The organism is 'Nostoc azollae' 0708, from assembly GCF_000196515.1.
Taxonomy (GTDB): domain Bacteria; phylum Cyanobacteriota; class Cyanobacteriia; order Cyanobacteriales; family Nostocaceae; genus Trichormus_B; species Trichormus_B azollae.
Window position 1 is genome coordinate 797486 of record NC_014248.1, and the last position, 25147, is coordinate 822632.

The 25147-nt window shown below is 37.1% G+C and carries 20 protein-coding genes and 7 pseudogenes; 12 read left to right on the top strand and 15 right to left on the bottom strand.

Annotated elements, in window-relative coordinates; all coding sequences use genetic code 11:
* Positions 1 to 27 precede the first annotated feature (27 nt).
* Positions 28 to 165: a transcriptional regulator gene (locus tag AAZO_RS36630; RefSeq protein ID WP_013190216.1), complete on the bottom strand. Its 138-nt coding sequence runs from the start codon at positions 163 to 165 to the stop codon at positions 28 to 30.
* Between the two features lie 771 nt (positions 166 to 936).
* Between AAZO_RS36630 and AAZO_RS36635 the strand changes: the two genes are divergently transcribed.
* Both AAZO_RS36635 and AAZO_RS44555 read left to right on the top strand, forming a co-directional pair.
* Positions 937 to 1140 carry a hypothetical protein gene (locus AAZO_RS36635; RefSeq protein WP_049790540.1) on the top strand — a complete coding sequence of 68 codons (204 nt, stop codon included), beginning with the start codon at positions 937 to 939 and terminating at the stop codon, positions 1138 to 1140.
* Between the two features lie 93 nt (positions 1141 to 1233).
* Entirely contained in the window at positions 1234 to 1476 is a 243-nt protein-coding gene (locus tag AAZO_RS44555) for a hypothetical protein (RefSeq protein ID WP_476691478.1), read from the top strand.
* A gap of 328 nt (positions 1477 to 1804) precedes the next feature.
* Here AAZO_RS44555 and AAZO_RS28575 read toward each other — a convergent pair.
* The 4 genes and pseudogenes from AAZO_RS28575 to AAZO_RS32690 form a co-directional block, all read right to left on the bottom strand.
* Positions 1805 to 3071 (bottom strand): annotated as a pseudogene (locus AAZO_RS28575) (IS701 family transposase).
* Positions 3072 to 3151: 80 nt separating this feature from the next.
* Positions 3152 to 3409 (bottom strand): hypothetical protein, encoded by a 258-nt coding sequence (locus AAZO_RS03665; RefSeq protein ID WP_013190217.1) that lies wholly within the window; start codon positions 3407 to 3409, stop codon positions 3152 to 3154.
* Between the two features lie 209 nt (positions 3410 to 3618).
* Positions 3619 to 3813, bottom strand: a pseudogene (locus AAZO_RS44560) (ISLre2-like element ISCst1 family transposase); the annotation flags it as partial.
* Positions 3814 to 4245: 432 nt separating this feature from the next.
* Positions 4246 to 5297 (bottom strand): annotated as a pseudogene (locus tag AAZO_RS32690) (IS630 family transposase).
* Positions 5298 to 6756: 1459 nt separating this feature from the next.
* Here AAZO_RS32690 and AAZO_RS43300 point away from each other — a divergent pair.
* Positions 6757 to 8080: pseudogene (locus tag AAZO_RS43300) on the top strand (IS1380 family transposase); the annotation flags it as partial.
* Between the two features lie 266 nt (positions 8081 to 8346).
* Here AAZO_RS43300 and AAZO_RS36650 read toward each other — a convergent pair.
* A pseudogene (locus tag AAZO_RS36650) lies at positions 8347 to 8892 on the bottom strand (esterase/lipase family protein).
* A gap of 357 nt (positions 8893 to 9249) precedes the next feature.
* On the opposite strand from AAZO_RS36650, the gene AAZO_RS03690 reads away from it, so the two are divergent.
* Positions 9250 to 9609, top strand: coding sequence for a hypothetical protein (locus AAZO_RS03690; RefSeq protein ID WP_013190218.1), 360 nt, complete (start codon positions 9250 to 9252; stop codon positions 9607 to 9609).
* 776 nt (positions 9610 to 10385) lie between these two features.
* Here the strand turns inward: AAZO_RS03690 and AAZO_RS44565 are convergent.
* A complete protein-coding gene (locus tag AAZO_RS44565; protein WP_476691476.1) occupies positions 10386 to 10589 on the bottom strand; it encodes a hypothetical protein in 204 nt (67 codons plus the stop codon).
* Between the two features lie 590 nt (positions 10590 to 11179).
* Positions 11180 to 11887, bottom strand: coding sequence for a 16S rRNA (uracil(1498)-N(3))-methyltransferase (locus AAZO_RS03700; RefSeq protein ID WP_013190219.1), 708 nt, complete (start codon positions 11885 to 11887; stop codon positions 11180 to 11182).
* A 139-nt stretch (positions 11888 to 12026) separates the two neighbouring features.
* Here AAZO_RS03700 and AAZO_RS03705 point away from each other — a divergent pair, with 139 nt between their 5' ends.
* A complete protein-coding gene (locus AAZO_RS03705; RefSeq protein ID WP_013190220.1) occupies positions 12027 to 13406 on the top strand; it encodes an aminopeptidase P family protein in 1380 nt (459 codons plus the stop codon).
* Positions 13407 to 13416: 10 nt separating this feature from the next.
* Positions 13417 to 13914, top strand: coding sequence for a hypothetical protein (locus tag AAZO_RS03710; protein ID WP_013190221.1), 498 nt, complete (start codon positions 13417 to 13419; stop codon positions 13912 to 13914).
* A 367-nt stretch (positions 13915 to 14281) separates the two neighbouring features.
* Here AAZO_RS03710 and AAZO_RS42175 read toward each other — a convergent pair whose 3' ends face one another.
* The 5 genes and pseudogenes from AAZO_RS42175 to AAZO_RS03730 form a co-directional block, all read right to left on the bottom strand.
* The gene (locus AAZO_RS42175; protein WP_013190222.1) at positions 14282 to 14476 is read right to left on the bottom strand and encodes a hypothetical protein; all 195 of its coding nucleotides are present in this window, start codon (positions 14474 to 14476) and stop codon (positions 14282 to 14284) included.
* 154 nt (positions 14477 to 14630) lie between these two features.
* A pseudogene (locus tag AAZO_RS43305) lies at positions 14631 to 16110 on the bottom strand (IS1634 family transposase).
* Between the two features lie 284 nt (positions 16111 to 16394).
* The gene (locus AAZO_RS03720) at positions 16395 to 17018 is read right to left on the bottom strand and encodes a hypothetical protein (RefSeq protein ID WP_013190223.1); all 624 of its coding nucleotides are present in this window, start codon (positions 17016 to 17018) and stop codon (positions 16395 to 16397) included.
* A 42-nt stretch (positions 17019 to 17060) separates the two neighbouring features.
* Complete coding sequence (locus tag AAZO_RS03725; protein WP_013190224.1) at positions 17061 to 18086, bottom strand: glucokinase; 1026 nt, start codon at positions 18084 to 18086, stop codon at positions 17061 to 17063.
* 189 nt (positions 18087 to 18275) lie between these two features.
* Complete coding sequence (locus AAZO_RS03730) at positions 18276 to 18923, bottom strand: histidine phosphatase family protein (RefSeq protein WP_013190225.1); 648 nt, start codon at positions 18921 to 18923, stop codon at positions 18276 to 18278.
* A gap of 992 nt (positions 18924 to 19915) precedes the next feature.
* Here AAZO_RS03730 and AAZO_RS36670 point away from each other — a divergent pair.
* The 3 genes from AAZO_RS36670 (at position 19916) to AAZO_RS28610 (ending at position 21136) form a co-directional block, all read left to right on the top strand.
* Entirely contained in the window at positions 19916 to 20194 is a 279-nt protein-coding gene (locus tag AAZO_RS36670) for a hypothetical protein (RefSeq protein ID WP_081462686.1), read from the top strand.
* Between the two features lie 207 nt (positions 20195 to 20401).
* On the top strand, positions 20402 to 20536 hold the full coding sequence (locus tag AAZO_RS40890; protein ID WP_266888061.1) for a hypothetical protein: 135 nt from the start codon (positions 20402 to 20404) through the stop codon (positions 20534 to 20536).
* A gap of 27 nt (positions 20537 to 20563) precedes the next feature.
* Positions 20564 to 21136: a hypothetical protein gene (locus AAZO_RS28610; protein ID WP_228371482.1), complete on the top strand. Its 573-nt coding sequence runs from the start codon at positions 20564 to 20566 to the stop codon at positions 21134 to 21136.
* Positions 21137 to 21220: 84 nt separating this feature from the next.
* Here AAZO_RS28610 and AAZO_RS36675 read toward each other — a convergent pair.
* Both AAZO_RS36675 and AAZO_RS03745 read right to left on the bottom strand, forming a co-directional pair.
* Positions 21221 to 21340: pseudogene (locus tag AAZO_RS36675) on the bottom strand (IS701 family transposase); the annotation flags it as partial.
* A 175-nt stretch (positions 21341 to 21515) separates the two neighbouring features.
* On the bottom strand, positions 21516 to 22058 hold the full coding sequence (locus AAZO_RS03745) for a cupin domain-containing protein (protein ID WP_013190226.1): 543 nt from the start codon (positions 22056 to 22058) through the stop codon (positions 21516 to 21518).
* A 332-nt stretch (positions 22059 to 22390) separates the two neighbouring features.
* Between AAZO_RS03745 and AAZO_RS03750 the strand changes: the two genes are divergently transcribed.
* From AAZO_RS03750 to AAZO_RS36685, 3 genes are all read left to right on the top strand, one after another.
* Positions 22391 to 23830, top strand: a complete 1440-nt coding sequence (locus AAZO_RS03750; protein ID WP_013190227.1) for an FAD-binding domain-containing protein — start codon at positions 22391 to 22393, stop codon at positions 23828 to 23830.
* Positions 23831 to 24018: 188 nt separating this feature from the next.
* On the top strand, positions 24019 to 24885 hold the full coding sequence (locus tag AAZO_RS36680; RefSeq protein ID WP_228371483.1) for a hypothetical protein: 867 nt from the start codon (positions 24019 to 24021) through the stop codon (positions 24883 to 24885).
* Positions 24886 to 24919: 34 nt separating this feature from the next.
* A complete protein-coding gene (locus AAZO_RS36685; RefSeq protein ID WP_228371484.1) occupies positions 24920 to 25090 on the top strand; it encodes a hypothetical protein in 171 nt (56 codons plus the stop codon).
* Positions 25091 to 25147: the final 57 nt, after the last annotated feature.

Here is a 25147-nt window from a genome sequence, read left to right on the forward strand (position 1 = left end):
GGTAATAATTACCATCTATATACAAAACTACTCTTCTGACTCCTTAGTATCTCCAAAGCCTTCAGAAGGAAAGAGTTTAATCATTTCACTGGAAGTTAAATTATTTTCTTGCGCTAATTCATCTAAATTTGTCCAAGCTATATCTGTAAGCCTGATAGACCGCATTTTTTAGTCTCAGAACCATAAATAATCAGCCTGAAATTTACCTCCTGGTGTGCGCTTGCCTCTGGGTGGTTTATGCCTTGTTCCTGAATACTTGTCAGCATTTATATTGGGTGATATTTGATTACTGCTCATTAACTTAACAAGTTGAGGGAGCTATAAGCAAAGTGAAACTATCACAGGACAAAGGTTGTACGTGATAGCTCCCTCGAAAAATTGATAAAAGGACGGTGCTTATTCAAAATTAATTGTAAAGCCATTAGGCGGCTAGATCAGCATAAACTGTGAAGAGAGGAAAAGAATGGTCTTGTTAATGGAGGAACTCATCAGTTTTATTCGCAATAAGTGGACATTTTATCACTAGGTTATAAGGGCTATAACCCTTATACGGAAAACTTTTTAGGTTCTTTATCACCCCCTCAACTTAACAAGATTATCAATCAAGTGATCGCTCTCCATTGGTCAAATATGTCGACCATGCAACATATCTGAATAATCGTAAGTTCAGGTCTCCTAAGTCAGGATACTCCAAACTAAGACGGTGTCAGTCTTAGGAAGAATCCAACCCAAGGGAAAAGTAATTACACTTTCTGCACCCACATCTAGTTAAGGCAACCGAGTAGACTCACATCTTACACCAACAAAAATTGATGGAATTCAATCACACAGTATTTTATCAAAACCCTTGATTTACCGATAGAAACGAATAAAAATAAGGTGGCCTTATCCCCTATATTTTGAGGTTACCTGGGTTTGTACGGGGAGGTACAAGATATGAGTCAACTTTTGGTCAAAGAAGGCGATAAAGTTAAAGCCAGACAAGTCATACCCATTTTAGTTAACCGCCCCTGTCTCCAAGCTGCTGATCAAGAAGCACAAGCAGCGGTAAAAATTGCTCAGATAAACCTAAAAAAAGTTAAATCAGGTGCGAAAATTGGAGAAATAGAAGCCCAAAAAACCAAAATTGCTAGAATGTGAGCCCAAAATTTAGGAGATGAAACTGGACAGAGAGAAACCGTAGCAAGATTAGAAGCACAATGCCAAGGTTAAACCAATGCACAACGCGCAACAATTAATAGTCTACAAGTAGAAGTCACAAATACTCAAGTTGAACTGCAAAGATACCAGCAACTTTACAAAGATGGAGTAATTTCTCAATCTTTATTTGATAGTAAAAACCTGAGTATGGATACCATTACGCAACAATTGAGTGAAGTTAAAGCAAACCTCAATCGTATTGATAGCAAGGGAAAAAAGCAAATTAGCGAAGCCAAAACCTCCCTAAACCGGGTTAACGCCACTGCTAGCAAATAAATCAGTCCTGCCCAAGCCACATTAAACCAAATAGCCGAAGTTAACCGCACCATAGCCCCAGCACAACAAGCAAAGGCAAATTTATATCGAACTTATGTAAAAGCCGCACAAAACGGCATAATATTTGATGTTCACACCCGTGCTGAGAGCAACACGATTTTGCGAGGTGGGGCAAGTACCAACCACAGCCATGGCTAAAATATTTTCCTGGAATTAAAGTACAATAAATCACATCAAATAAATAAAATTCCAAGACAAAGTATCTTCTCAAAATATCCTAAGAAGACTTGCATTTAATAATTTGTGGCTAGCGGGACTTAAATAAAAATCAAGCCCAAATGTAGCCTAAACTGGCTTGATAAGAAGGAAACACGTCCGGATTCCAGTTGAACCAATCAATAAAATAGAAAGGATATGGCTGTTCTCAACGCTTCTAAAGCTGCAGTAAAAGTATTCAAAGGTTTCTTAGCCCACCTTGGTCTTAATCCTCCAGTCCACTGATGGCCAAGAATAAAAGTGTAGGCACAGAAAACCAAAATAAAATGGCGCAGTAAACTGCTGTTATCTCCAACTTGATATTCTTTGAGTCCTAACCATCCCTTGGCTTCCCTGTAAAAAACTTATACCCAATTTCTTTGAGAATATGTATCAACTATCTACTGGGGTGTGATAACTGATGAAGAAACATTGGTCATAAAGTAGTCAATATCGGTGGCTTGAGAGAAAGTAGAAGCATTGATGACGATAGCAATATTACCCTTTCCACTTAAGGCTGATATTTCTACTTCTTTAGTTACTACCCATAATGTTTTGGGTTTATCTAACTGCAGTTCAATTTCTGTAAAAGCCTGTTGGGGTAAACTTTGTGCTAATTCATCTAACCGAATTATTTGTGGACTATCCTCTTGGTCACTGCCAAGGACTTTGGGATTTTTAGCTAATCCTCCTCAATACTTTCAATTCCGGTTTTCTATCTTTAATAAGAAAGATGTATTGTGGCCATATCCAGGATCTATAATTACTATTCTTGGTTGATAACCACGGCTTAAGGTCAGATGTATTAATTTAATTCCTAACTCAGGTTTCTTCTTTGTTCTCAAATAGAGGGTCTGGTTTCCCTTTGGGTAAAGAATCACCGTGGTGATATAATTCTATATCTAATGGTAAGCTTTTACTGCCATATAGATGTGTTGTTACTACTACTATTCCAGTATCCCTTTTCCCAATTTCTCCAATATATTGTCTTCCTACTCCATCCCTAAAATTCCCGCTTTTTCTATGGACAGAATCATCAATTATTAAGCTAAATCCTCTGGTGATTCTCCTCTGACTATATTTGTTCATAATCTCTAACCGACGGTCATTGACTTGGGAACTGGACCAAGATACTTCAGTTAAAACGTGGTGTAATCGGTGGTAGGTCACCCCTAGGGCATTCTCTGCCATTTGAAATAGGTTTTTTCTCTTATTTTCACCCAATCATCTCCCTAAATCATGTCTAAACTCTCTTTTTTCCCCTTGATGAGTAAATACATCATTAAATGACACCATCTTTCAAACCATGGTGCCATTGCTGCGGCAGTAGTTTCTTTCATCAGCTTCTTTTAACGTGAAAGCTACACCGGAATCCTATGATACTCCTTTTTAGTCTTAACTTTTATTTAAGTCCCGTTAATTAAATTACAGTAATGTCACTATTACTGAGAAACTGCTGAGTACTTAGAGTGGGAATACGAACGCTTAAATCTGCGCAATTACCATCAGTATCAAAGAATAATGCACCGTTGCTGGTATTGTAAATCAATGGTTGTAAACCATCAGTAGCTCTAGTCACACCTATACTGTAAATTAAAGCTGTAGAGTTTAAAGGGGAGCAACACGATTTCATGACGTGTGGCAGAAGTGTAATTTTAGCTACGCCAGCCACAGACATGGCTAAAAAATTTGTCTGGAATTAAGGTAAGACAAATCACACCAAACAGATAAAGTTCCAACACAAAGTATCTTCTCAAAATATCCTACGAAGATTTGCATTCTATAATTTGTAGCTGGTGGGAATAAGCTCCTTAGGTCAGTAAGCAAATAAGCAGGTATTGATTAGCATAGAAAATTCTGTTAAATGGGAGTTGTAGCTCTAAAATATTAGACAGTTTGAAGATGGATAAAAGAGGTAAAAATGGAATTACAGAAATTCCGCCAACTTCCAGCTATCCATTGAGAACAAAGATTTAACATAATTTCCTCATTGTCTTTTAACCAAAATTTACTGTTCTCTTTCATTCTTAAATTGATAACTTGGCGGATTAAACTTTCCATAGCTCCACTACCAATAGGTAATCTACGAGCTAAAACTTTAGCATAATTTGAAGGTTATTCCCCATAGGTATGTAAAAGATAATTCCCTTATTGAACCAGCATTTTAGAGTGATATCCTACTGCTGAAGTAATAAATTCATCCATATTAATGTAGCTTCTCTAATCTTTTGTTCATAGGCCTTAAAAGTTTTTCCGTTCCATTGGGGAATGTTTTTTTCTAAAAGTTTCGTAACTTACTCTTGAAAATCTTTCAAACATCTGCTTAAATAAATTAGGACTTCAATATATATTTGTGTCATTATTTGTGTCATTAATGGTAGACGTTTCCTGTTTTTTCTTTGGCGATCCTACCTGTTTTTGAACAAAATACCAGTCTGTCCCAACTTCTCTCATCTGATAAATTTGTTTAAATGATTTTATTTAATTTAGATGTATATAGGAATAGTATTTGATTTATGAAAATGCCCCGTACATCTGGAGAGACGGAAAATCAAAGGTATTGTTTTGAATGAACCACTCAAACATCCACTTAAGATGAGAAAATGTTGTGATTAAAGCACAAAAATGTCGCAGCCAAGTTTTCCCTTGCAACCAAACATCTTCTATGGGGTTTTGAGAGGGACAGTTAGGAGCAAAGCGGACGCAATAAATTTTCCATTGCTCTAAAGGTAAACCTTGGTTAATAGATGCTAAAAAATTTTGAATTTCTTTTGAACAATGATAACTAGCTCCATCCCAAAAAATAAGTAATTGTTGGTTAAGTGACTCTTATAGTAAATAGCTGAGAGAATCAATAGTATTTTTTGAGTTAGCTGTATCATAGGTTCTCAAGAATAAATTTTTACCTAAATAGTCAACTGCTCCATAATAAGTTTGTTTATCTCATTCGTTACTAATACTAATTGGAATGCTTATTTCTTGGTTAGTTCTACCCGAAACATATCCAATGCTATCTCCCCAAAGTAAATGACACTCATCTAATAGCAAAACTCTCAATAGCGTAGCTCCTATATCTTCTCGGCGGCTCGCCAACAATGATGAAATCTCTTTTTTTTTGCGGCAACTGCTTCTTCATTAGCTTTTGGATTTGCTGAAGATGTTTTCTTCCAACTAATTCCTGCCGCATCAAACAAGTCGTAATAACTACCTTTTGATTCATAAAGTACATCATATTCAAAGGCCAATTCATACTCAAGTTCGCCAAGCTCCCAACATTCATTCGTTTGTAACCAAGCCAGTACTTCTTCTCTTTGTTGAGTATTCAAGTGGCTTTTTCTCCCTTTGTGTTTCAGGCGCAGTCCTAAAATTCCATCTTTCTCATAGGCTTATTTCCATGTTGTTATTGAACCAACTGAAACATCTAAAATTGTTTGAATTTCCTCATACTTCTAGCTTTGATAAACCAGCTTCACTGCCAATGCTTTTCTTACTTCCATTCCATCTGGACGCTCATCTATAAATTCTTGTAGTTCTGCAATTTTAGATTGTAGCTCCTGGTTGGTCATTGTTAGCTATTAGACAAGACATTTCCTCAGTATTATCCCTTAGTCTTTTTCAAAAATGAAATATGATTTCTATATAATATTTGAATCGTACGGTAAATGATTGTTATCTCTGCCTGTTTTAGGTTTAGTGATCGCACACTTTTTGTCCCACCTCATAAAATTGTGTTGCCCTCGGTGTAAAGTCAGCCGAAGCCATGTATATCGGTTTAGCAACTTAGAAAAATCCCCAAACAAAACGCAAAACCATATTCCAAGTCATCGCCTTTAATCCTGAACAACCTGCATTACATATACCAGACGTTAATACTCAATTAGATAAGATTCAATTACCTGATAATTTTCTTTTGGATTTTGGTTCAAGAGGAGATGATGATCAAGTTTTCAACCAGATAGATGGTGGTAAAACTGCCAGCACAGCAATAGATAAGTAGGTGAGCGGAAAAATTCATAACTATGTCATGGCGAATGTAGCAAAGGGGAATCAAGCAATCCCAAGAGTTTTAAGTAATTTACATTTCGTTACAGAGTTATGTTTATTTGTGTCTCTCTACTTAAATGGACAATTTATATTAGTATATAATTTCAATTAGGAGCATCATTCACTACAGAGGTTACGTTAATTTCTAGCGATGAAAACTTTTCACAGATCTGTACCAGAAGATTAGCACTAAGTATAAATCTCGCTTTAAGACCCTGAGGATATGTTTTAAATAGGGAAGGTTAAATTGTAGTTAAGCAACAGCACAACCCAAAACAAATTCTGATATAACTTGGGTTTCCTTACGTCAACACAAGTTATATCAATGTCAAATTAACAATTGATTATGCAAACTATTGATGTGACAAAACCAGTAATTTCCATTCAAACTATCGACCATTTTCCTGAAAAAGTACAACTCCACAAACAAGTTTTATTTAATATCAACCTCAACTAATGGTGAGGTAATGGTGAGGTGAAGTAGTCATCATTACTGGTTCATATGGTTATGGTAAAATCACTTTATTAACCTTAGCAGGTGGACTACGTTCTGATCAATATGAGAGTTTACTATTATTAGATAATGAACTCTTTAATGTTAGTACTCAACAACTACTCCAAGCGCGACGCAGCTATGCTTATATTTTTTGATCTTATAATTTACATGGAAGTTGAACAGCAATTCGAAATGTAAGAATGGGTTTAGAATTGCAATCGAACATATCAACGCAAGAAATGCTCAATCGTTCAAGAGCAATCTTGGAAAAATTAGGATTAGGAAACAAACTTAATTACTATCTAGCTAGATTATCAGGGGTACAGAAAGAATGAGTTGCGATCAAACTTAAAATTAGTCAGTCAGCCGAAAACTGTTTACCATGAGTTTCATATTATCCACTTGTGGGAACAATCAACACAGAAATTTCGACTGTTCCCAGTTTATTACCATTTCCTGTCCTGACTTAGATAAATGATCCTACAATAGATAGAAAATTACAAATCACATCACAGTTTGCACAATGTTTCCAAGATTAGCGAAAGCCAAATCGGATTGACCATTCAATAGAGAGCTTAATTAAACAAAGAATATACGGGCTGGTCATGGGGTATGAAGACTTGAATGACCACGAAGAATTACGTCATGACCAGATGTTTGCTATAGCATTAGGAAAAAGCATTGGAGTAGAGAATGAACCTGGAACATTGTCCTGAAGATGTGGAACAAGGAGCAGACAGCGGGTACCATAAAATCGGGGATTCTTCATCAGCAATTGAAAGCTTATTTGTCAAAATATTTCTAGAATCTTACGCCAAAGAACCAAGATAAATTGTTTTGGATTTAGATGTAACTGATGACTTAGTACACGGCTATCAGGAGCAGGTTTTCTTCAATACTTATGATGGGGGATACTGCTATGCTCCACTTTATATTTTCTGTGGAAAACATCTATTAGCAGCCAAACTTCGCCCTTCAAACGTAGACCCAGCATTTGGGGCATTATCAGAACTACAAAGAGTGATTAAACAAATAGGTCAACAATAGAAGAATGTTGAGATTTTAGTAGGTGGAGATAGTGCTTATTCTAGAGACGATATCATGACATGGTGTGAATCCCAAATGGGTGTGGATTATGTTTTTGGATTGGCGCAAAATAGTCGTTTAATTGGGATGACTAGAACGACTCAAAGTAGAGCATCCCTTGAGTTTGAGCAAAAACTATCAACAGTAGTCTCATTCTTAGAAACTATGTTTAAACCAGATGAAGAACTTGCAGAATTTGCTGGTGACTTGATTAATAACTCAATTTGCTATAAATCTTTAGACTATAAAGCTCGTGAATCTTGGAGCCGTAGTCGTCGTGTTGTTTTTAAAGTTGAATATGGAGTAAAAGGGACTAATGTTCGTTTTGTTGTAACTTCAGTCTCTACTAATAAAGTACCTCCTAGTCAAATATATAGACAAAAATATTGTCAGCGAGGTGAGATGGAAAATCATTTTCAAGAACAACAATTAGAACTTTTTAGTGATAGAACAAGCAACGATACATTTACGGTAAATCAATTAGGTTTATGGTTCTCTTCTATAGCTTAGGTTTTGCTCAATGCCTTGGGTCAAAAATGTTTAGCTAAAACCGAATTACAAAATGCTACTGTTGGGACTATTCGTACCAAATTATTACAGTTAGGAGCTTTAATTACTGTAAGTACACGTCCCATTTTAATTGCGATTACTAGTTCTTGCCCATACAGACATATCTTTGCTACTGCTCATAAACGCTTAATAATGCTGACTAATACTGCTTAATTTGAAGTTAAATTGCCTTTTACTTATTTCTAATTAATCATACTTCGCCCTTGGGTTGATTCAAGTCTTGTTTTGTCATGCTTAATTTTATGAACAGAGCATTTTGATTTTACTACCAATAAAAAGATAGTGACTATTTTAGCTTTATAAATGCGATTTTATATTTAATTTATCTCTGCGATTCAGTTTTGATTGATGATGTATCAAAATTTAGTCTCACATCAGGTCATGTGAATTTATTTCTTACTGCTTGTGAGAAATCCCGGCTAAGGGTGAAGTGCAACTGGTAAAGTAACTTCCTTACCTATAGGTAGGCATTTGTGAGCTATTTGGCGGTAAAATTATCAAATTATAAGGTGTCCAAATAGATGTAAGGTTTAAATGTTTTAACATATCTATATCAGAATTTAAATCATTCAAAAATGCACCATTAGGACGCCTTTATACACAACCAGGAAGCGGAAAACCAAAAGCAATTATTATTCCATAATGAGGTGATTAAATTGTGATAAACCTCTTAATTTGATTAATTCCCCCCAGTCTTTGAATGTAATAACGGCTGACAATTACCCCATACTAAAACCTACTAAATCTAATGGTTGTTGTGGTTTAAAGGTAGCAGCCACATAATCAGCAACGTACTGTGCCAACTAATCTAGAACTACAGGGCCATTATTAGGTAATAAATCCAAAGTATGCGCAGACCAACCCCGCTGTCTGAGGTAAAACGCCATTCTGTTGAAAATAGCCCCGGTGTCATGAATACCATGCACTAACAAGACGGGATTGCGTTGTTTATTCTCACTATTCATTCCGACTATTCTTAATTAATTAAGTACGAAATATAACTAAGTACCTTACTTACTGACAATGAGATTATGACAGTTTATGCAGCTAATTAGTTGATGTTAATTTTTATTAAGGAACTTCTCAGAATCTTGCTCATAGTTACAGTAAGATTTAATAATTAGTCCGCAGTGTCTATAGGTTGCCAATAGTTCTAGTCAAGTTATAACAATTGCGTTATAGGTATGATTACAAGCTGATTGAGTAAAAATGCCTAAAAAAATTATTACCCGAAACAATTATGGGAACATAAACTTACATTATGTTGCCATAATTAATCAATGCGGTGATATTGTAAGATATTAAAGACAGGAGAAATCTTAATGTTCAGGTTTATCGAAAATTTAATCGGTGGGATTTTAGGTTTCATTACTGGGCTATTTGGCAATAAAGATGGCTACTACTTGGAACTAAAGGAAGAAGTTGCTGAAACCAAACCAGTAGCAGCTAAACCAGCAGTAGCCCCAGCAGCGAAAGCAGAACCTGCTAAAGTAGCTAAGGCATCAGTAAAAGCAGAACCCGCTAAAGCAATCAAAGCAGAACCTGCTAAACCAGTAGCACCAACTGAAACTACCTTTGCACCTAAGTATTTGATTCCTTCATCTTCTAACGATCGTCGTCGTCCCGGTGCGAACATGAACACTTATATGGATATGGCGCGTCAAGTGAAAGTTCCTGGTTAAGTTTGTCAAATGCTTATTGATGAGTAAATTTTAGATTTTAGATTGATGATTTTAGATTTATGTATCACCTCAAAGTAGGTGGCTGGAAATCTTTTTGGATTTGGCATTTTTAAATGTCAAGACTTACACGAATGGAATATTCCTAGGATGCATCAGACATATAAATTTGCTTAATAGTGACAGATTTTCGACATCTGAAGCAGTCTATAAGAGATATTCTGTGTAATAATTGCGTAAGTCTTAGAATTTATTGAATTATGTAATCCAAAATCCAATATCTAAAACCTAAAATTTCCCTGACCATTACACTGACGAAATAAACCACCAACTCCAAATCTATGGACAGCTTATGCGGTATTCATCTCTAATTGTTAATTTTTAATTCTTAATTCCTTTCTGTGATACTAGAATTTATTTGCCACATCTTTAACAAATACAATTCCACTGTATAAATCAAATGCTGAATCCCAATTGGTCTTTTCTCTCCTAAATACTTGAAGATGAGAGGGAATTTGATTTAGCACTTCTATTTGATCTAAAACGGTTTCACCAAAGGGCTGGAACTTTTACCAGGTTTTGATTTGACATAAATGCTATTGAACCCATTTTATCAAACTATTCCAGTTTTTTCTAATTTTATTTTTATTTTGGTTGCCTTGGGGAGTGATTTCTAAACCCTGTTGAAATTCATAACCGTTGTCATAAATTTGCAAAATACTATTTCTTGCAGGTAAGTGTAAATCACAGAATTGGGCATAGTCTGGAGTTTGGGTTTTTCATTCTAGTTTACCACTGACGTTAATATCTACTACTTGTTTAAAAATGGCCAACAGTTCTACCACTCTAGCTGTTACTTCTAACCAGTCCAAATTGATAGAACCAGGTTGATTTTCGCTATTTTGACAAATAGCTGTGGGTTTTGACGGTGATTCAGAGCAATATTTAAGTTGATATACTTGCATTTGTTTAATTTGTGCCATTTTAAATCAAAAATAAGGAATAACTGCCTGTTGTAACTGCGCCCCATAAAATTGCAGTTCACCTATTTTCTCCCTGCGGTATACTTTCCAATAGCTACTTAGTAACATCAGTCTAGCCGTGTACGGATCTATTTGGATTATTTGGGCAAATTTGGGCACAGCTAGAGTTTTCTATTCGTTAGGGATGGGTTCTAAAACTAATATTCCCGCTTCGTTATTACTTGGTTGTGTGATCACCTTAGCAATAGCTTTTTGTCTTTCTTCTTGCTGAATCTTTTCAAGATGTTGTAAACCTTGGTGTGCTTGTCAAAATATCTTCTGATGAGTTTTTATCTGTAGTAGTTGACGATAAACTTTTTCTCCTTCCTGTCGCTTTCCAGAGATTTTATGTAATCCTGCAAAATAAAATTGCACCCAAGGATCTTCTAGTGATTCTTTGAGTAACGGTTTGAGTAATTTGGCTGTGGTTTGGTAGTCCTTGGATTCAAAGGCGGCGATAACCTCTTCTAGCAGACTTTAATAATGAACCTGATGGAATGCTCGCTCCAAGGTGGAAGAAAAGCGTTATACTTTTGCATGAGATATATCATTTATACTTCACAGGCAGCCGCAATCAAGGATAATGCTACTATAGGGGCTGTGACTGCTCGCAAAATCCGACGACCAAGCGAAATAGGTTGAAATCCTGATTCTAGTGCTATTTCCAGTTCTTGATCTGTCCATCCTCCTTCTGGCCCGATCGCAATTATAATTTCACTAGAGAATTTATTAGACACTGTTGTCAAATGTGGATAGTTACCACGCGCTTCACAAATATAACGGTGAATAGATGCGCATTCATTAATAGCTGTCCTAAAGGCTACCGGTTCTAATATCGTTGGGACAAACGCCCGTTCTGATTGTTCAGCAGCTTCTAAAGCTATCCGCCGCCAACGTTCTAGTTTTTGTGGACTAGGTTTTAATAAAGTGCGATCACTCAAAATAGGAAGAATACAAGTTACGCCTAACTCCGTAGAACACCGGACAATATCATCACATCCATTTCCCTTTGGTAAAGCCACCATCAAAGTTATGGATACAGGTAACTCTGTTGTGACTTCCAGCGGTTCTAAAATCTGTCCTTGTTCCCCTATTAATTGTGCCAACCACCACTTACTGATTCCATCCATAGCAATAAATTTATCTCCATCTCGCGATCGCAAAACCCGCAATAAATAATGTTGTTGTTGGGGTGTTAATAAAAGTTGGCTTTCTTGGAGTTGGGACGGATTAATAGTGATACGTTGTAGTTGAGACATAGATTTTTATGATTCACAGGATGACGGTTGTTGATTGTTTCTGTATTTTGCTTGTATATCAATAAGATAGTAGTGGGTTAAAACCAAGTCCCCACAAATTTTTCCCTACAGCCTTCTTATTGAAACTCCTACAGAATTTATGCACACCTCCAGCATCTTTCTAGAAACCCTCCACCATCGTCGTCAAAGACTGGCAGAACTGATAGATTTTCCAGCAATTCTCTGGTCTGGTGGTAGCAGTTCCCGCAACTTTCCAGCTAATGTCTTCCCCTTTCGCCCTAGTAGTCATTTCCTCTATTTTGGAGGAATTCCTCTCCAAAATGCTGCCATTCGCCTAGAAAGTGGGAAGCTACAACTATTTATAGATGACCCTAACCCCAGTAGCACCCTGTGGCACGGAGAAACACCAACCCGAGAGGAAATAGCCGCAAATATAGGTGCAGATGATGCTAGACCGATCGCAGAATTAGAAGATTATTTGGAGAATGCTGCCACTATTCCTGTTCAAGATGCGGCAACTTCGACAGAGCAATCACTATTATTACATAGATGGCTTTTACCCCAACAACCACCCCAAGGAATTGATTTAGAATTAGCTAAAGCTATTGTTTCCTTGCGTCTCACCCACGATGCAGCGGCATTAGTAGAATTGCGTAAAGCTGTGGCGGTGAGTGTGGAAGCACACAAAGCGGGAATGGTTGTTACATCTACAGCAAAACTAGAAGCAGAAGTTCGGGCGGCAATGGAAGCAGTGATTATAGGTTATAATATGACAACTGCTTACGCCAGCATTGTGACAGTGCATGGTGAATTCTTACACAATAACCACTATTATCACTCGTTAGAACCCGGAGATTTACTTTTAGCCGATGTGGGTGCAGAAACTGAAACAGGTTGGGCTGCTGATATTACCCGGACGTGGCCTGTATCTGGTAAGTTTTCATCTACCCAAAGAGATATTTATGATATTGTATTAGCTGCCCATGATGCTTGTTTTGAAAAAATAGCTCCTGGTGTGGAATATGGGGAAATTCATCTTATAGCTGCAACTGTGATTACGGAAGGTTTGGTGGATTTGGGAATTTTACAAGGTAAGCCAGAAGATTTGGTAAAAATGGATCTTCATGCATTATTTTTCCCCCACGGAATTGGGCACTTATTAGGTTTAGATGTCCATGATATGGAGGATTTGGGGGATTTAGCTGGGTATGAAGAGGGAAGAAAAAGAAGTGATCGATTTGGGTTAAGTTACCTGCGTTTGAATCGTCCTCTGCGTGCAGGAATGTTAGTAACTATTGAACCTGGATTTTATCAAGTTCCCGGAATTTTAAATGATCCAAAAATTCGTGATCAATATGAATATTTAATCAATTGGGAACGCTTAGAACAATTTGCAGATGTGCGTGGAATTCGCATTGAAGATGATGTTCTAGTTACAGAATCAGGTAGCGAAGTCTTAACAGCCGCATTACCAAATCAAGCTAATAATATAGAAGATTTGTTAAAACTTCCAAAATAATTGCAACATCATGATTAACAAACCAATGCAACTGCTACTTACCGGAGTTATTATCAGTGTAGGACTATCCCCATTATTGGCTGAAATCAAACCACCTGTTTCTTATAGCCAAATTGCAGCAATGGTAGAAGCTTTGCGACTAGCTGCACCCCAAACAAAAAAGCCAAACAGCGGATATTACAGCGCATGGCAAGTTAAACCAGAAACTTTGAAGGTTTGGTCAAAAAATTGCCTGAAAAAAGAACTCACACCAACTCAGTTTGAAACCGATCCCAAAACAGCACGTCAAATTATCTCTTGTATCGTCAACCGCGAGTTAACTAACCAGTTAAAGGCTACAAATAATAATGAAATTGCTGCTGTCCGTGGTGCGGCTTGTTGGTGGATGACAGGACTTTATACAGGTTGTGATAAAGGTTTTACTGGTGATTATGTGCAGAAAGTTGTCCGTTTTTATCAACAAGAAAAGGCAAAACCAAAAAGTGTAAATTCTCCTTCAACTAGATAATTCCTACATCTATGGCAGATACTATATATAGTCCCCTCCCTGCTTGCGGGGGTGGGTTCCTTGTATCTCACTCAACCGGGAATTGCTGTAGGAAAAATAGTCATAGGCAGTGTTCAAATTACCCAGGAAGATAGAGAAAGAAGTACCTTTAACGATCTTGTCCAGTGGGTTGGTAAATTCGGGTGCAATTGTAACTTTAAGTCGCACAATATAAGAGTGGTTAGTACCTCAATTAATCCATCAAGTTCATAATACTCAACAATTACTATCATCTAGTGGATAAATATGGCCCGCACAGGCGGGCTTTGCTTGTATAGCCGCGGATTTCTAATCTGAGGGGAATCTAAGTCACATTCCGCACCCTAAACTACCAGAGAGAGAAATTACGGAGAGAAAAAATCCAAGGGAGCATGAAAACAAACATATGTAGTGAAAAAAGGTATTGGAGAAAGAGTAAAGCACCAAAAATAGTATCAAAAGCTATTCCCAATAAGGAGTAATAAGAAAGAACACCACCCAGAGGAGTCAACAGATAAATGAAGATATTCAAGAGATAAATCATAACTTATACTCATAGATTGAAGTAAAAAAAGAAATTATGGGCATAGTAAAATAGAGCTATAAATCAAAGATATTAGGTTATCTTCTGATAGAAACTAAATTAATAGAGAGAAAGATTAGGTAAGCAATTTATAGTAGGGAAAACAATGATCTGGTCAAAGATTCACAATAAAATCTCTCTCTTTAGTCCAGTAACAGATGTGTTTTTCCTGGTTAAGTGTAACTAGATGAATAGACTAAAAGCATGGAAAAATACAGCGTAAAGTGGGGCGGTCAGTTGGTTTGCCCAATTGATTTTTTACTGTTGATTTAGACTCTCTCAAAGGGGTTCTAATTTGTCGTTGCCCTAAAGTATAAACCAGCAGACATAAACCCATAATCATTCCCAGGGACTCTATTTTCTCTGGACTTTTTAGGAAAATACTGTCTGCAGAAAATAAATGCCCTGCCCTCAGAGATTCTGTATTAATTTTAATTTCATTCTGGGAGACTTTAACTGTAGCTGATATTTCATAGGATATCTCTCCTGAACTATCTTTTTTCTTAGATTTGATTTGAGTAACTTTACTCTGGTTAATTCGGTGATATTTGAATTGTTTGAATAGTTTAGATAACCCCTTGATAGCATCACCTTCACAAGCAAATTTTTCTGGTGATAACTTTTTCAAATCTTGCACAGCTTTTGATTGTGCCTTGGTAATTCTTTGTGAGAGTTTACCCAGGTCTGATTCTCTTCTTTCTTGACTTTGCACTACTAACCATCTTTGTTCTATTCCTGGATAATTTACTGTTTTTGAAGCTAGTTTATATCCGGGTAAGTTACTATCAATAAATTCTGGTTCTGGTAATGTTGATATTAATGATTGTGCTGATTCTACGCTTAATGGCACTGGACATAACCAGCTTAAATCTGACATCATTTTCAGATTCGATTCTGTATATAAGGCCCAGTCTGCTACTATGAGACTGTTAACTTTTAATTGTTGTTGGTACTCTACTGCTATTTTAGCAAAGCATGATGAATCTGCTTGGTTTCCCGATGCTAGTATTAAAAATATATATTGATATGTCTCCATCTCCTGAACATATCATTTCTATGATGAACTGTTTTAACTCCGGTCTATGGTCACCAGAATAACCGTAGGTGATGGTTATTTCTTTTGGTGATTTTACTGCTAATTCTTCTATTTCTTGATTATTTCCTACTTTTTGACTCTCAAATATTACTTCTGGTAAGCTGGTATTATATTGCCCATGTATGTGCATTTATGATGAGTCTAGATGCCCTGCTCATAGGGATACTCCAAATTTTTGGGCTGCTTTTAAGGCGACAATAAAGAATATTCTATCCAATCCTTTTATAAATAGTTTATCCATGACTCTCCCCAGTTTATCGTCCTTGACATATTCTGGTGTTACTCCTGGTCCTATTAGATGGTCACAGGGGATTGTTTCAAAATCTTGGGGAAACATATATAAGGGTTTTCATACAAATCCTAACCCGTTGATTATCATGGGTTTTACTACATGACCCGGACTTAGTTTCTCTCCAATTTCAAGGATTATTTCTACTACTCCTATGGCGTCTATTATTCCTGCTACGATGCCTAAATGGTCTAGGTTTTGAATCTCCATTTTTTGAAGCTTTGATTTCACAACAGAATTATCCACAACTCCTGTTGTGATTAAATCATTTATTCTTCTGTTCTAATTTAATTTTTAAATCATTAAATTTTCTTTTCTTTTATCTTCTTTACAAAACTTTATTCTCTCACTCTATTGCCATTTTAATGATACTATTCTCATTGAGCCTTTTCTTCCTTGCAGGAGTTTTAGTTTTCATGTACTAATATCTGTGACAGTTAGGGTACAGTTAGGGTGCTGAAGGTAGGATATAACTAACCAATTTTGAATTCTTTTTATCTTCTCACAACCAACTGAAAGGAATTCAAATATCCTGTAATAGTTCTACTTAAATTTGAACGCTGTTTTTTAGAAACTATTCCCATTACTTGATATAAACGCCCCTCAGCAACAAATATCCTATTTGTAGTTACCTTACCAGCTGAATCTATATACTGAATTTCTTTACCTGGATGACCATTCCAACTGCGAATACTCCGTTCACTAATTAAATTGCTTTGTGTAGCTTTTAAGGTATTAGATTGAGCCTGACTCAAAATAGTTTGCGGTTTAGTCATTTGAGCATAGCTATAAGGAAATTCATTGTAAGTCACCAAATATGCAACTTCCTGTTCCGGTGGTTGGGCTACAAATATTTGTAATTCTATTTCTCCCATATAAGTTTTTTGCATTTGAGTTTTGGTTTTCGGCCTTCCTGGCATCAAAATCTGAAAACCCTTATCTGGGGGCGTGAATACTTTCCATTGTGGCTGCACCACTTGAGGAACAGTTGATTTTTGTTGGGTGACAGTTGATTTGCTGCTGGAAGCCGCAGGTTTAGATTTACAGACCTCAGCCGAAACAACTCCACTGTATACAATAGTAGCAGCAATGAATGGTAAGAAAAATTTGCTCGTCATATTTGTAGCCTTCGCAGATGTGCTTTTCACGGTTGGTGCTATTTATAGCCTAGACGCACACAAAGCGGCACCAATTAATCCCACTTGTTGGTTAAGAATTATATGGACTGGAATTTCTTCGAGAATAGAACGCATTCTCCCTTTGTGTGTGAAATTTAACATGAAACTGCCATCTTGCATCAAAGGCAGAATTTTTGGAGCGATACCACCAGCAATGTATAATCCACCATGGGGTAGTAATTTCAAAGCCAGATTACCAGCTTCTGCACCGTAAGCTTCAATGAAGAGTTGTATGGTTTGTTCAGAAAGGCAATCACTTTTCGCTAAAGCTGCACTACCAATAGCTGCAGCTGCATCTACAGTTTTTTCTGCTTGTCCCGCTTCTTGTTCCAAATTTCTGACAACTTGAGCAATTTCTGGTGATTCGCTAGCGATTTTTCTATCTCGCAAAAATTGATAAATCGAAGTAATACCCAAGCCGGAAATAACTCTTTCCGCAGAAACCCGTTCAATATCATGTTTATCCAACAGGTATTTTAAAAGTTGAAATTCTAACTCATTCCGGGGTGCAAAATCCGCGTGTCCACCTTCTGAGGGAAAAACTTGATATTGATTACCTTGTTTGATTAAAAAACCTTGTCCTAAGCCAGTTCCTGCACCAATAACCCCTATAGGTGCTTCTGGTTTATGTTTACCAACTTGCAAAGTCAGTAAATCTTGTTTAGTTAAACCAAAAATACCATAACCAACAGCCGCAAAGTCATTAATCAGGGAAATAGAAACAATACCCAGTTCTTGGGCTAACCTGTGCGTATCTAAAAACCAGGCTAAATTAGTCAGTTTAGCAGTATTGTTTACCACCGGGCCTGCGATCGCAAAACAAGCTTTTTCTGGTGTCGAAGAATTTGCTGCGGCCAAAAACTTCTGCACCATCAACACCAAATCGGGAAAGTCTCCGCTGCAGTAACTCTCCTCATACAAAGTTTTTAATCCTGAAGATTCAGAAGATTCAAGCGCTCGCAAAATAGTTTTTGTCCCACCAATATCTCCTGCTAGTACCAATGTCATAAAATTTATCAGCTATTTGGTTACTTGTACTTACTTACTATGGAATTACATAGCTATTTTCAAGTAAATGAACCACATTATTTTTATGTCACATCAAGATGCAAAGGCAGACAGCAAGAAAGCCTTAAAATAAAAATGTGGTTTAAATAAACGAAAACTGTTGTAATTTAAAATCTCTAAATTAGAGACTTAAACAAATCGCACCACTTCCTCTATTGTCGTCAAATGGGAAATATCTCCCTTTAGTTCTAGCAACCATTCTGATTCTTGACGCACCACTTTAACCAAAGAACATAAAGTAGCTTTAACTTCTGTTTTGGCAATATCCCCTACTAAACCCATTGCCGCACCCAGTACCGAAGCCCCATGTGCCACTAAAAGAATATCATCCGGCCAGCACTCAGCCGCTAAACATCTAGCAGTTTGTCCAGAACGTTGTCGCACCTTTTCATGAGTTTCGGGATATTGTGCCGCAATATGCGATGTGTAGCCATTATCAATTCTGGGAAATAATGCTGCTAAAGCTATCATTGACAGTTTTTCCGGTTCTTCTGACATCCACTCTGGATTCAGCCACTCGCTTAAGCCTGTTTCCAATTTAATCGGTAGGTCCAAAACTTCTGCTACCGCGTTAGCAGTTTGCACTGTTCTCAAAAATGGAGAAGCAAAGATTTGGGATATTTTTTCACCTTTTAGCCGTTTTGCCAATTGTTTGGCCTGCACCATACCATCATCCGATAAGGGAGGATCATAGGGTTTTTCCGCAGTCATAAACCAATCAGGGTTTACGAAATCAAGGCGATTGGCGTGTCGTGCAATCCAGATTATTTGACTCATGAGTGAAAAAATTTTATAGGTATCAATGTAAAGGTTCTTTACAAGTTACCAATGTAATATACTCTTCAGGACTTACGCAAAATATCTCTAAAAGTCTCTCTTCTTGCTGTCCTATCCCTTCGCGACACTATGTGAAAGTGTCTTCGTGGGGGAGCAAGGCGATTTTGTGAGGTGGGGTAAAGAGTGTGCTTTCAGCTACACCAACCACAGGCATCGCTAAAATATTTTTCTGGAATTAAGGTAAAATAAATGATATCAAACAAATCAAATTGCAAGAGAAAGTATCTTCTCGGAATATCCTAGAAAGACCTATATTCAAGAATTCGTGGGTGGTGGGAATAAGCTGCTTAGGCCAGTAATCAAATCAGCAGGTATTTATTAGCACAGATAATTCTGTTAAATGGGAGTTGTAGGTATAAAATATTAGAGACTTTGAAGATGGATAAAAGAGGTGAAAATGGAATTACAGAAATGATGCCAACTTCCAGCTATCCATTGACAAGGAAGACGTAACATAATTTCCCCATTTTCTTCTAACCAAAATTTACTGTTTCCTTGCATTCTTAAATTGATAACTTGTATCTATATTTTAATTGTACCGTAAATAATTTTTAGTGATGGCTGTGGTTGGTGTAGCTGAAAGCACACTCTTTACCCCACCTCACAAAATCGCCTTGCTCCCCTTCGTGGTTCGTTCTTGCATGAATTGTGCGTAAGTCCTACCGTATCGGTGGAATAAGTAGGGGTAAGAGAAAAAAAGAAAAAATTGAGAGTGGGACACAAGGCATTATAAAATATGAGACATTAGGCAAAAAATTTTAGCAAAAGACTTATCACAAACAGAGTTGCTCCAAAGCATTGAGGGAAAAGGAATTGCAGAGGAATCCATGGGTCAGAAAGTAGAGATATGACTGAATCTAAGAGAGCAGTAACAATCAGAAGTAAAAGAATTACGGGCAGAAAATCAAGGGTTAAGAGATGAAAACAACCGATTGAAGGGAGAAAACGGTCAGCCAGAGATAAAAGCCAAGAATCAAAAAGGCTTCACAAGCAATCACTCATGGGAGAAAGAGCGACAAACGCCAAAAAAGGACAACAAAGGCAGTAAGAAGGCTGGGACTAAAATAGACAGAGAAGAAATACTAGAATATCCCCAAGAATTACTGCCAGCAGAGGCGCAGTTCAAAGGGTATGAAGAAGTAATCATCCAAGACATCATCCTGGCAACCGATAACGTACTATTCCGGAAAGAGAAATACTACTCACTATGAGAAGGAAAAACCTATTTGGCAGAACCTCCTTGGGGTTATGAGGGAGAATTCGGTCTAGGAATAAAAACCTTGATTATCAGCTTGTAGTATGGGGGCAACATGACCCAAGGCAAGTTGTTAGAGTTCCTAGAGAATATTGACTTGCTCGAGCATTTTCAACTACCAACTAAATGGAAAAATGCTCTCCAAGTATTACCTTAAGAAACTGTGTTGAGTGAGGCAGAGTTTTATACCCTACTGGATACACACCTGCCTAAACTGGGTTCACAACAACGGACTCGGATTATGGAAGCAGTAGCTATTGCTTTTTATCATCAACAAACTGATTGGCCAGTGGTGTAAACTCTGGTCTGTAATGATGCTCCTCAATTGAAGTTACTGACTGATAATATCGTTTGGTGTTGGGTAGATGAAGGAAGAAATTATAAGAAGTTAAGTGCGTTTATTGCTTGTCACCAAAAGGTTTTAGATAAATTCCTGGATGATTTCTGCAATTACTACCGAGACTTACTCCCTGATCAAGATTCTCCCAATCAGCAAACGGCAGATAAACTCCGGTATAAGTTTTGGAAGTTGTTCCACACTGACAGTGGTGGTTATCAACAATTGGATGAGCGAAAACCATTAACTCTGGTCAAAATTTCTGAGTTGCTTTATGTTTTAGAGCATCCTGAATTACCTTTGCACAATAACCCGGCTGAGTTAGGTGCTAGAACTATGGTGCAGCGAGGTAATATTAGTGATGCCACTCAGACTCTCGAAGGGACTCAGACTTGGGATACTTTTATGTCTCTTGTTACTACTACTCGTAAGTTGGGAATTAGCTTCTTTAAATATATTCGTGACTGCATTTCTAAGGTTGGTAATATTCCCTATTTGGCGACTATTCTTGACGAAAAATCTGCTTTCAATCCTTTTGATTGCTTATGGGTACCTGAATAAGTTCTTCCCCCGAAGTATTCAGGGGATAGCTCCTAGTATATTTATGATTTCCTTTACTGTATCGAGTAAATCTTTCGCTTCCTATCTCTCTCTGAGAAATAATCTATTCACACTGTCATGTGAAACGTTTTCCAATATCTCTGCCAATCTACAACATCCCCCATGCTTTAGTTATGATAGCAAAAACAGAGTGTAATGTTCCAGATTCTATTGTGCTGTAGCAGGTTTGGTTATTTCTCTAATTCTCCCATACCTGCTAAGTAGATGACATTTTCATCACTACACTATTTTGCTACTTTATTAGTGGATAAGTCATACAATATTATTGTACTCGTTCGATATTATATTAAGTAGATGCACTCTCTTAGCTTTTGAGTCGCTAAATTTTGAATTGCTGATGAGTACCCGTATAATTTGGCATCCAACCTTCAACAGTCGTGAAATAACGGATCACCTTAAAATGTAAGGATGCTGAAGGACTACACCAATGTTCTACACCGATGGGAATGTACAAATAGTCTTGATGCTGAAGTAATAACTGGACTTGGCTACCATCAGGCTTAACGAAACCATAAATCATCTCTCCTGCTAACAAATAAATCACTTCAGCTGCATTGTGCGTATGGTAACGTCCGTAAGTTACTATCCAAGTTTCTAAATTTGTGGAGCCAGGATGTATATTGAGTAAATCACTCCAATGATAATCGGTTTCTTTTTGCAGGAATTCAAACAGACTGTTATGAAGTTCGATAATGTAAAGTTTCTCTGATTCCGTAACAGTTTCCTGTTCTAGCAATTCAGAGGAAAGCAGTGATGTTCCTAGTTCATAATTTCTCAGCTTGATATTTAGGGATTTTAGTTCATGAACTATCTCACTGAAATTACTCTCGGTTATGCCGTTGTCAAGTAATAAAATCGCCATGACAAAATACTAAATTCTTTATTAAGAACAGTTTACTTAAATTTCTACCAAAAAGCCACTATCTTCGACTGACAAAGAGGTGTTTTAACACATACTAAATATTCTTAGGTATTTACGCCAGTTCTGCTTTACACCGATTTTTTCGTAGGACTTACGCAAGTGTCACAATCAAGTCTCTTGTAGGGTGTGTCAGATGCCGAAAATTCGTTGATATTAACTGATTTATAGGTCTGACCCACCATACTAATATGCCAGTTGCATAAGTCCTGAATTGATAACTGTGAATAATTCTATTAGGGTAAAATAGTACAAGAAAACTATATCATATCGAAATGTCTCATTTAATTTTGTTTTGGCATCGCCGGGATTTACGTATTTCTGATAATACAGGACTAATAGCGGCTAGAGAACAAAGTTCAAAGATAGTAGGTGTATTTTGTCTTGACCCTTGTATTTTAAACAGTGATGATGTTGCACCTGCAAGAATAAAGTATATGATGGGCTGTTTACAGTCATTAGAAAAACAATACACTCAAGCAGGTAGCCAGTTAGTAATTTTATATGATAACCCTATCGCAGTCATTCCCGCCTTAGCGGAAGCATTGAAAGTTAAAGCAGTATTTTGGAATTGGGATGTAGAACCTTACGCACAAATACGGGATAATGATGTAATTTGCGTCCTTAGAGAAAAAGGTATTCAGACTCTTAATCAAAATTGGGATCAGTTGCTACACTCACCGGATGAAATTCTTAGTGGTTCTAAAACCCCATACACAGTTTATACTCCCTTCTGGAAAAATTGGAGTAGTAAACCAAAAGCAAACCCAGTTGCAACTTTAAAAAATTCCGAAGGATTGACAGCAGCAGAACAAGAAATTGCAAAACAATCTGGTGCAATTAACTTACCGTCTGCACAAGATTTAGGCTTTATTTGGGATGGAGAATTAATCATTGAACCAGGAGAAGCAGTAGCAAAAGCCAGGTTAGAAACCTTTACCACTTCTGCCATTAATGAATATCAAGAACAACGTAATTTTCCCACCGTACATGGAACATCCCAATTAAGTGCAGCTTTGAAATTTGGTGTAATTGGTATTCGTACAATCTGGCAAGCTACAAAAGAATTATTAGAAACTAGTAATAGTGAAGAAGTAACAGCGAGTATTCGCACATGGCAACAAGAATTCGCTTGGCGGGAATTTTATCAACATGCAATGTATCATTTTCCGGCATTAGCTAATGGTGCATATCGAGATATTTTCAAAAAGTTCCCTTGGCAGAATAATCAAGCACATTTTCAAGCTTGGTGTGAGGGGAAAACTGGTTATCCGATAGTTGATGCAGCGATGCGGCAATTAAATGAAATCGGCTGGATGCACAATAGATGTAGAATGATTGTAGCCAGTTTTCTCACCAAAGATTTAATTATTAATCCTCAATGGGGAGAAAAATATTTTATGCAGAAACTCATTGACGGTGATTTATCTGCTAATAATGGTGGTTGGCAATGGAGTGCTTCGAGTGGGATGGATTCCAAACCATTGAGGATATTTAACCCAGCCAGCCAAGCGCAAAAATTCGATATTGACGGTGAATATATTCGTCAATGGGTTCGAGAATTAAAATCTGTAGATACAGAATACTTAGTAAGTGGTAATATTACACCTTTAGAACGTCGTGCTGTTGGTTATCCTACACCCATAGTAGATCATAAAAAACAGCAAGGTTTGTTTAAACAATTATATCAAGAGCAAAAAACAGGTATGGATTGATTTCCACCAGTGACACTTTCAGTAAATGGCTACAATATACCTTGTCTCTTTAATAAAAGACTACACTTTTCTGTGCGCTTGCACTGTACCATCCTCAGTTATTCGAGGGACTGGATATTTAGCTGCGCTTAGGTTTAATATCTGATACCAAAGTTAGGCAAATATGTCGGGAATATCTTGATTGTCCTATGGTATTACAACCACAAATTGAAAATCTTCCACAAGGTGTATTGACAAGTGCAAATAGATCAAAACCATTAATTACTACTTTACCCCCAGAACCAAAAGCACCGGCTAAACCAAATGTCTTCACTTCGATGTTTCAATCATTGGGTGAAGAATTAAGTGTACCCTGGTTGTTATTGTCGGGAGTATTTTTAGTAGTTTTATCCTCTGGTGTATTGGCTGGAAGTCCGTGGAAAAGGTTTACTGTCATTGGACAATATGGAGTTTTATTAGCCTATACTTTGAGTTTTTACGGTTTCACTTTCTGGGCTGGAAAACAAACTAACCTTAAATTGACAGCACAGACTTTATTAATTTTGACTTCGTTATTAGTGCCTGTCAATTTCTGGGCGATGGATACCTTTAGTTTGTGGAACAATCCTATCAACTGGGTAATTTTAGCCTTTGGTTCTCTAGTACTATCAACGATAACCGTTTCACTTTCTCGAAATCAGACAATTCTTAGTAATTTTCACAGTGGGAATTTACCATTATTCAATATTTTGGGTCTGAGTTATTTGCATTGGGGTTGGAAGATATCCGGTTTTCCTTTAATTGCTGTTTATTTGGCAATAGTAGGTACAAGTTTGATTACTCTTTATACAGAGCTAAGCCAAACTAGAAAAGATTCAGATGCACACAATGATATTTGGGGCACTGGTATATATTTTCCTGTGCTCTTTTACGGGTTATTAGGAATAATATCAAGGGCCATTTTTGTGGCTGGTGTAAATGTTAATCAGTTGGGTTTAGCTATTGGTATTTGTGGTTGGTTGGCAGTTTTGTTAGCAGAGAGAAACTTCACCCCCAACTCCTCTCCCCAAGGATAGAGGAAAGTAAGCACCTCGACAAATACACCTTCCCTTGCTTCATATTTGGGAAAAATTAGGGGGAATTTTATTGTTCTTGGGTTGGTTAGAGTCGGTAATCGATGAACTTTGGCAAGCAATAACTGTCAGTGGTTTGAATTTATGGCTTTTTAGTCGCCGTTTAGGAAAGTATATTTTTCAAATTGACTTATTATTGACTTATTAGCGTTTTTTCTAATTGGGTTACAAACAATTTGGTGAGGTTGGGGGTTACTTCCTGGTG

Coding starts and splice junctions, on each gene's coding strand:
- AAZO_RS36630 (WP_013190216.1), bottom strand. CDS start 165: ATGCGGTCTATCAGGCTTACAGATATAGCTTGGACAAATTTAGATGAA.
- AAZO_RS36635 (WP_049790540.1), top strand. CDS start 937: ATGAGTCAACTTTTGGTCAAAGAAGGCGATAAAGTTAAAGCCAGACAA.
- AAZO_RS03665 (WP_013190217.1), bottom strand. CDS start 3,409: ATGTCTGTGGCTGGCGTAGCTAAAATTACACTTCTGCCACACGTCATG.
- AAZO_RS03690 (WP_013190218.1), top strand. CDS start 9,250: ATGTTCAGGTTTATCGAAAATTTAATCGGTGGGATTTTAGGTTTCATT.
- AAZO_RS44565 (WP_476691476.1), bottom strand. CDS start 10,589: ATGGCACAAATTAAACAAATGCAAGTATATCAACTTAAATATTGCTCT.
- AAZO_RS03700 (WP_013190219.1), bottom strand. CDS start 11,887: ATGTCTCAACTACAACGTATCACTATTAATCCGTCCCAACTCCAAGAA.
- AAZO_RS03705 (WP_013190220.1), top strand. CDS start 12,027: ATGCACACCTCCAGCATCTTTCTAGAAACCCTCCACCATCGTCGTCAA.
- AAZO_RS03710 (WP_013190221.1), top strand. CDS start 13,417: ATGATTAACAAACCAATGCAACTGCTACTTACCGGAGTTATTATCAGT.
- AAZO_RS42175 (WP_013190222.1), bottom strand. CDS start 14,476: ATGATTTATCTCTTGAATATCTTCATTTATCTGTTGACTCCTCTGGGT.
- AAZO_RS03720 (WP_013190223.1), bottom strand. CDS start 17,018: ATGACGAGCAAATTTTTCTTACCATTCATTGCTGCTACTATTGTATAC.
- AAZO_RS03725 (WP_013190224.1), bottom strand. CDS start 18,086: ATGACATTGGTACTAGCAGGAGATATTGGTGGGACAAAAACTATTTTG.
- AAZO_RS03730 (WP_013190225.1), bottom strand. CDS start 18,923: ATGAGTCAAATAATCTGGATTGCACGACACGCCAATCGCCTTGATTTC.
- AAZO_RS03745 (WP_013190226.1), bottom strand. CDS start 22,058: ATGGCGATTTTATTACTTGACAACGGCATAACCGAGAGTAATTTCAGT.
- AAZO_RS03750 (WP_013190227.1), top strand. CDS start 22,391: ATGTCTCATTTAATTTTGTTTTGGCATCGCCGGGATTTACGTATTTCT.
- AAZO_RS36680 (WP_228371483.1), top strand. CDS start 24,019: ATGGTATTACAACCACAAATTGAAAATCTTCCACAAGGTGTATTGACA.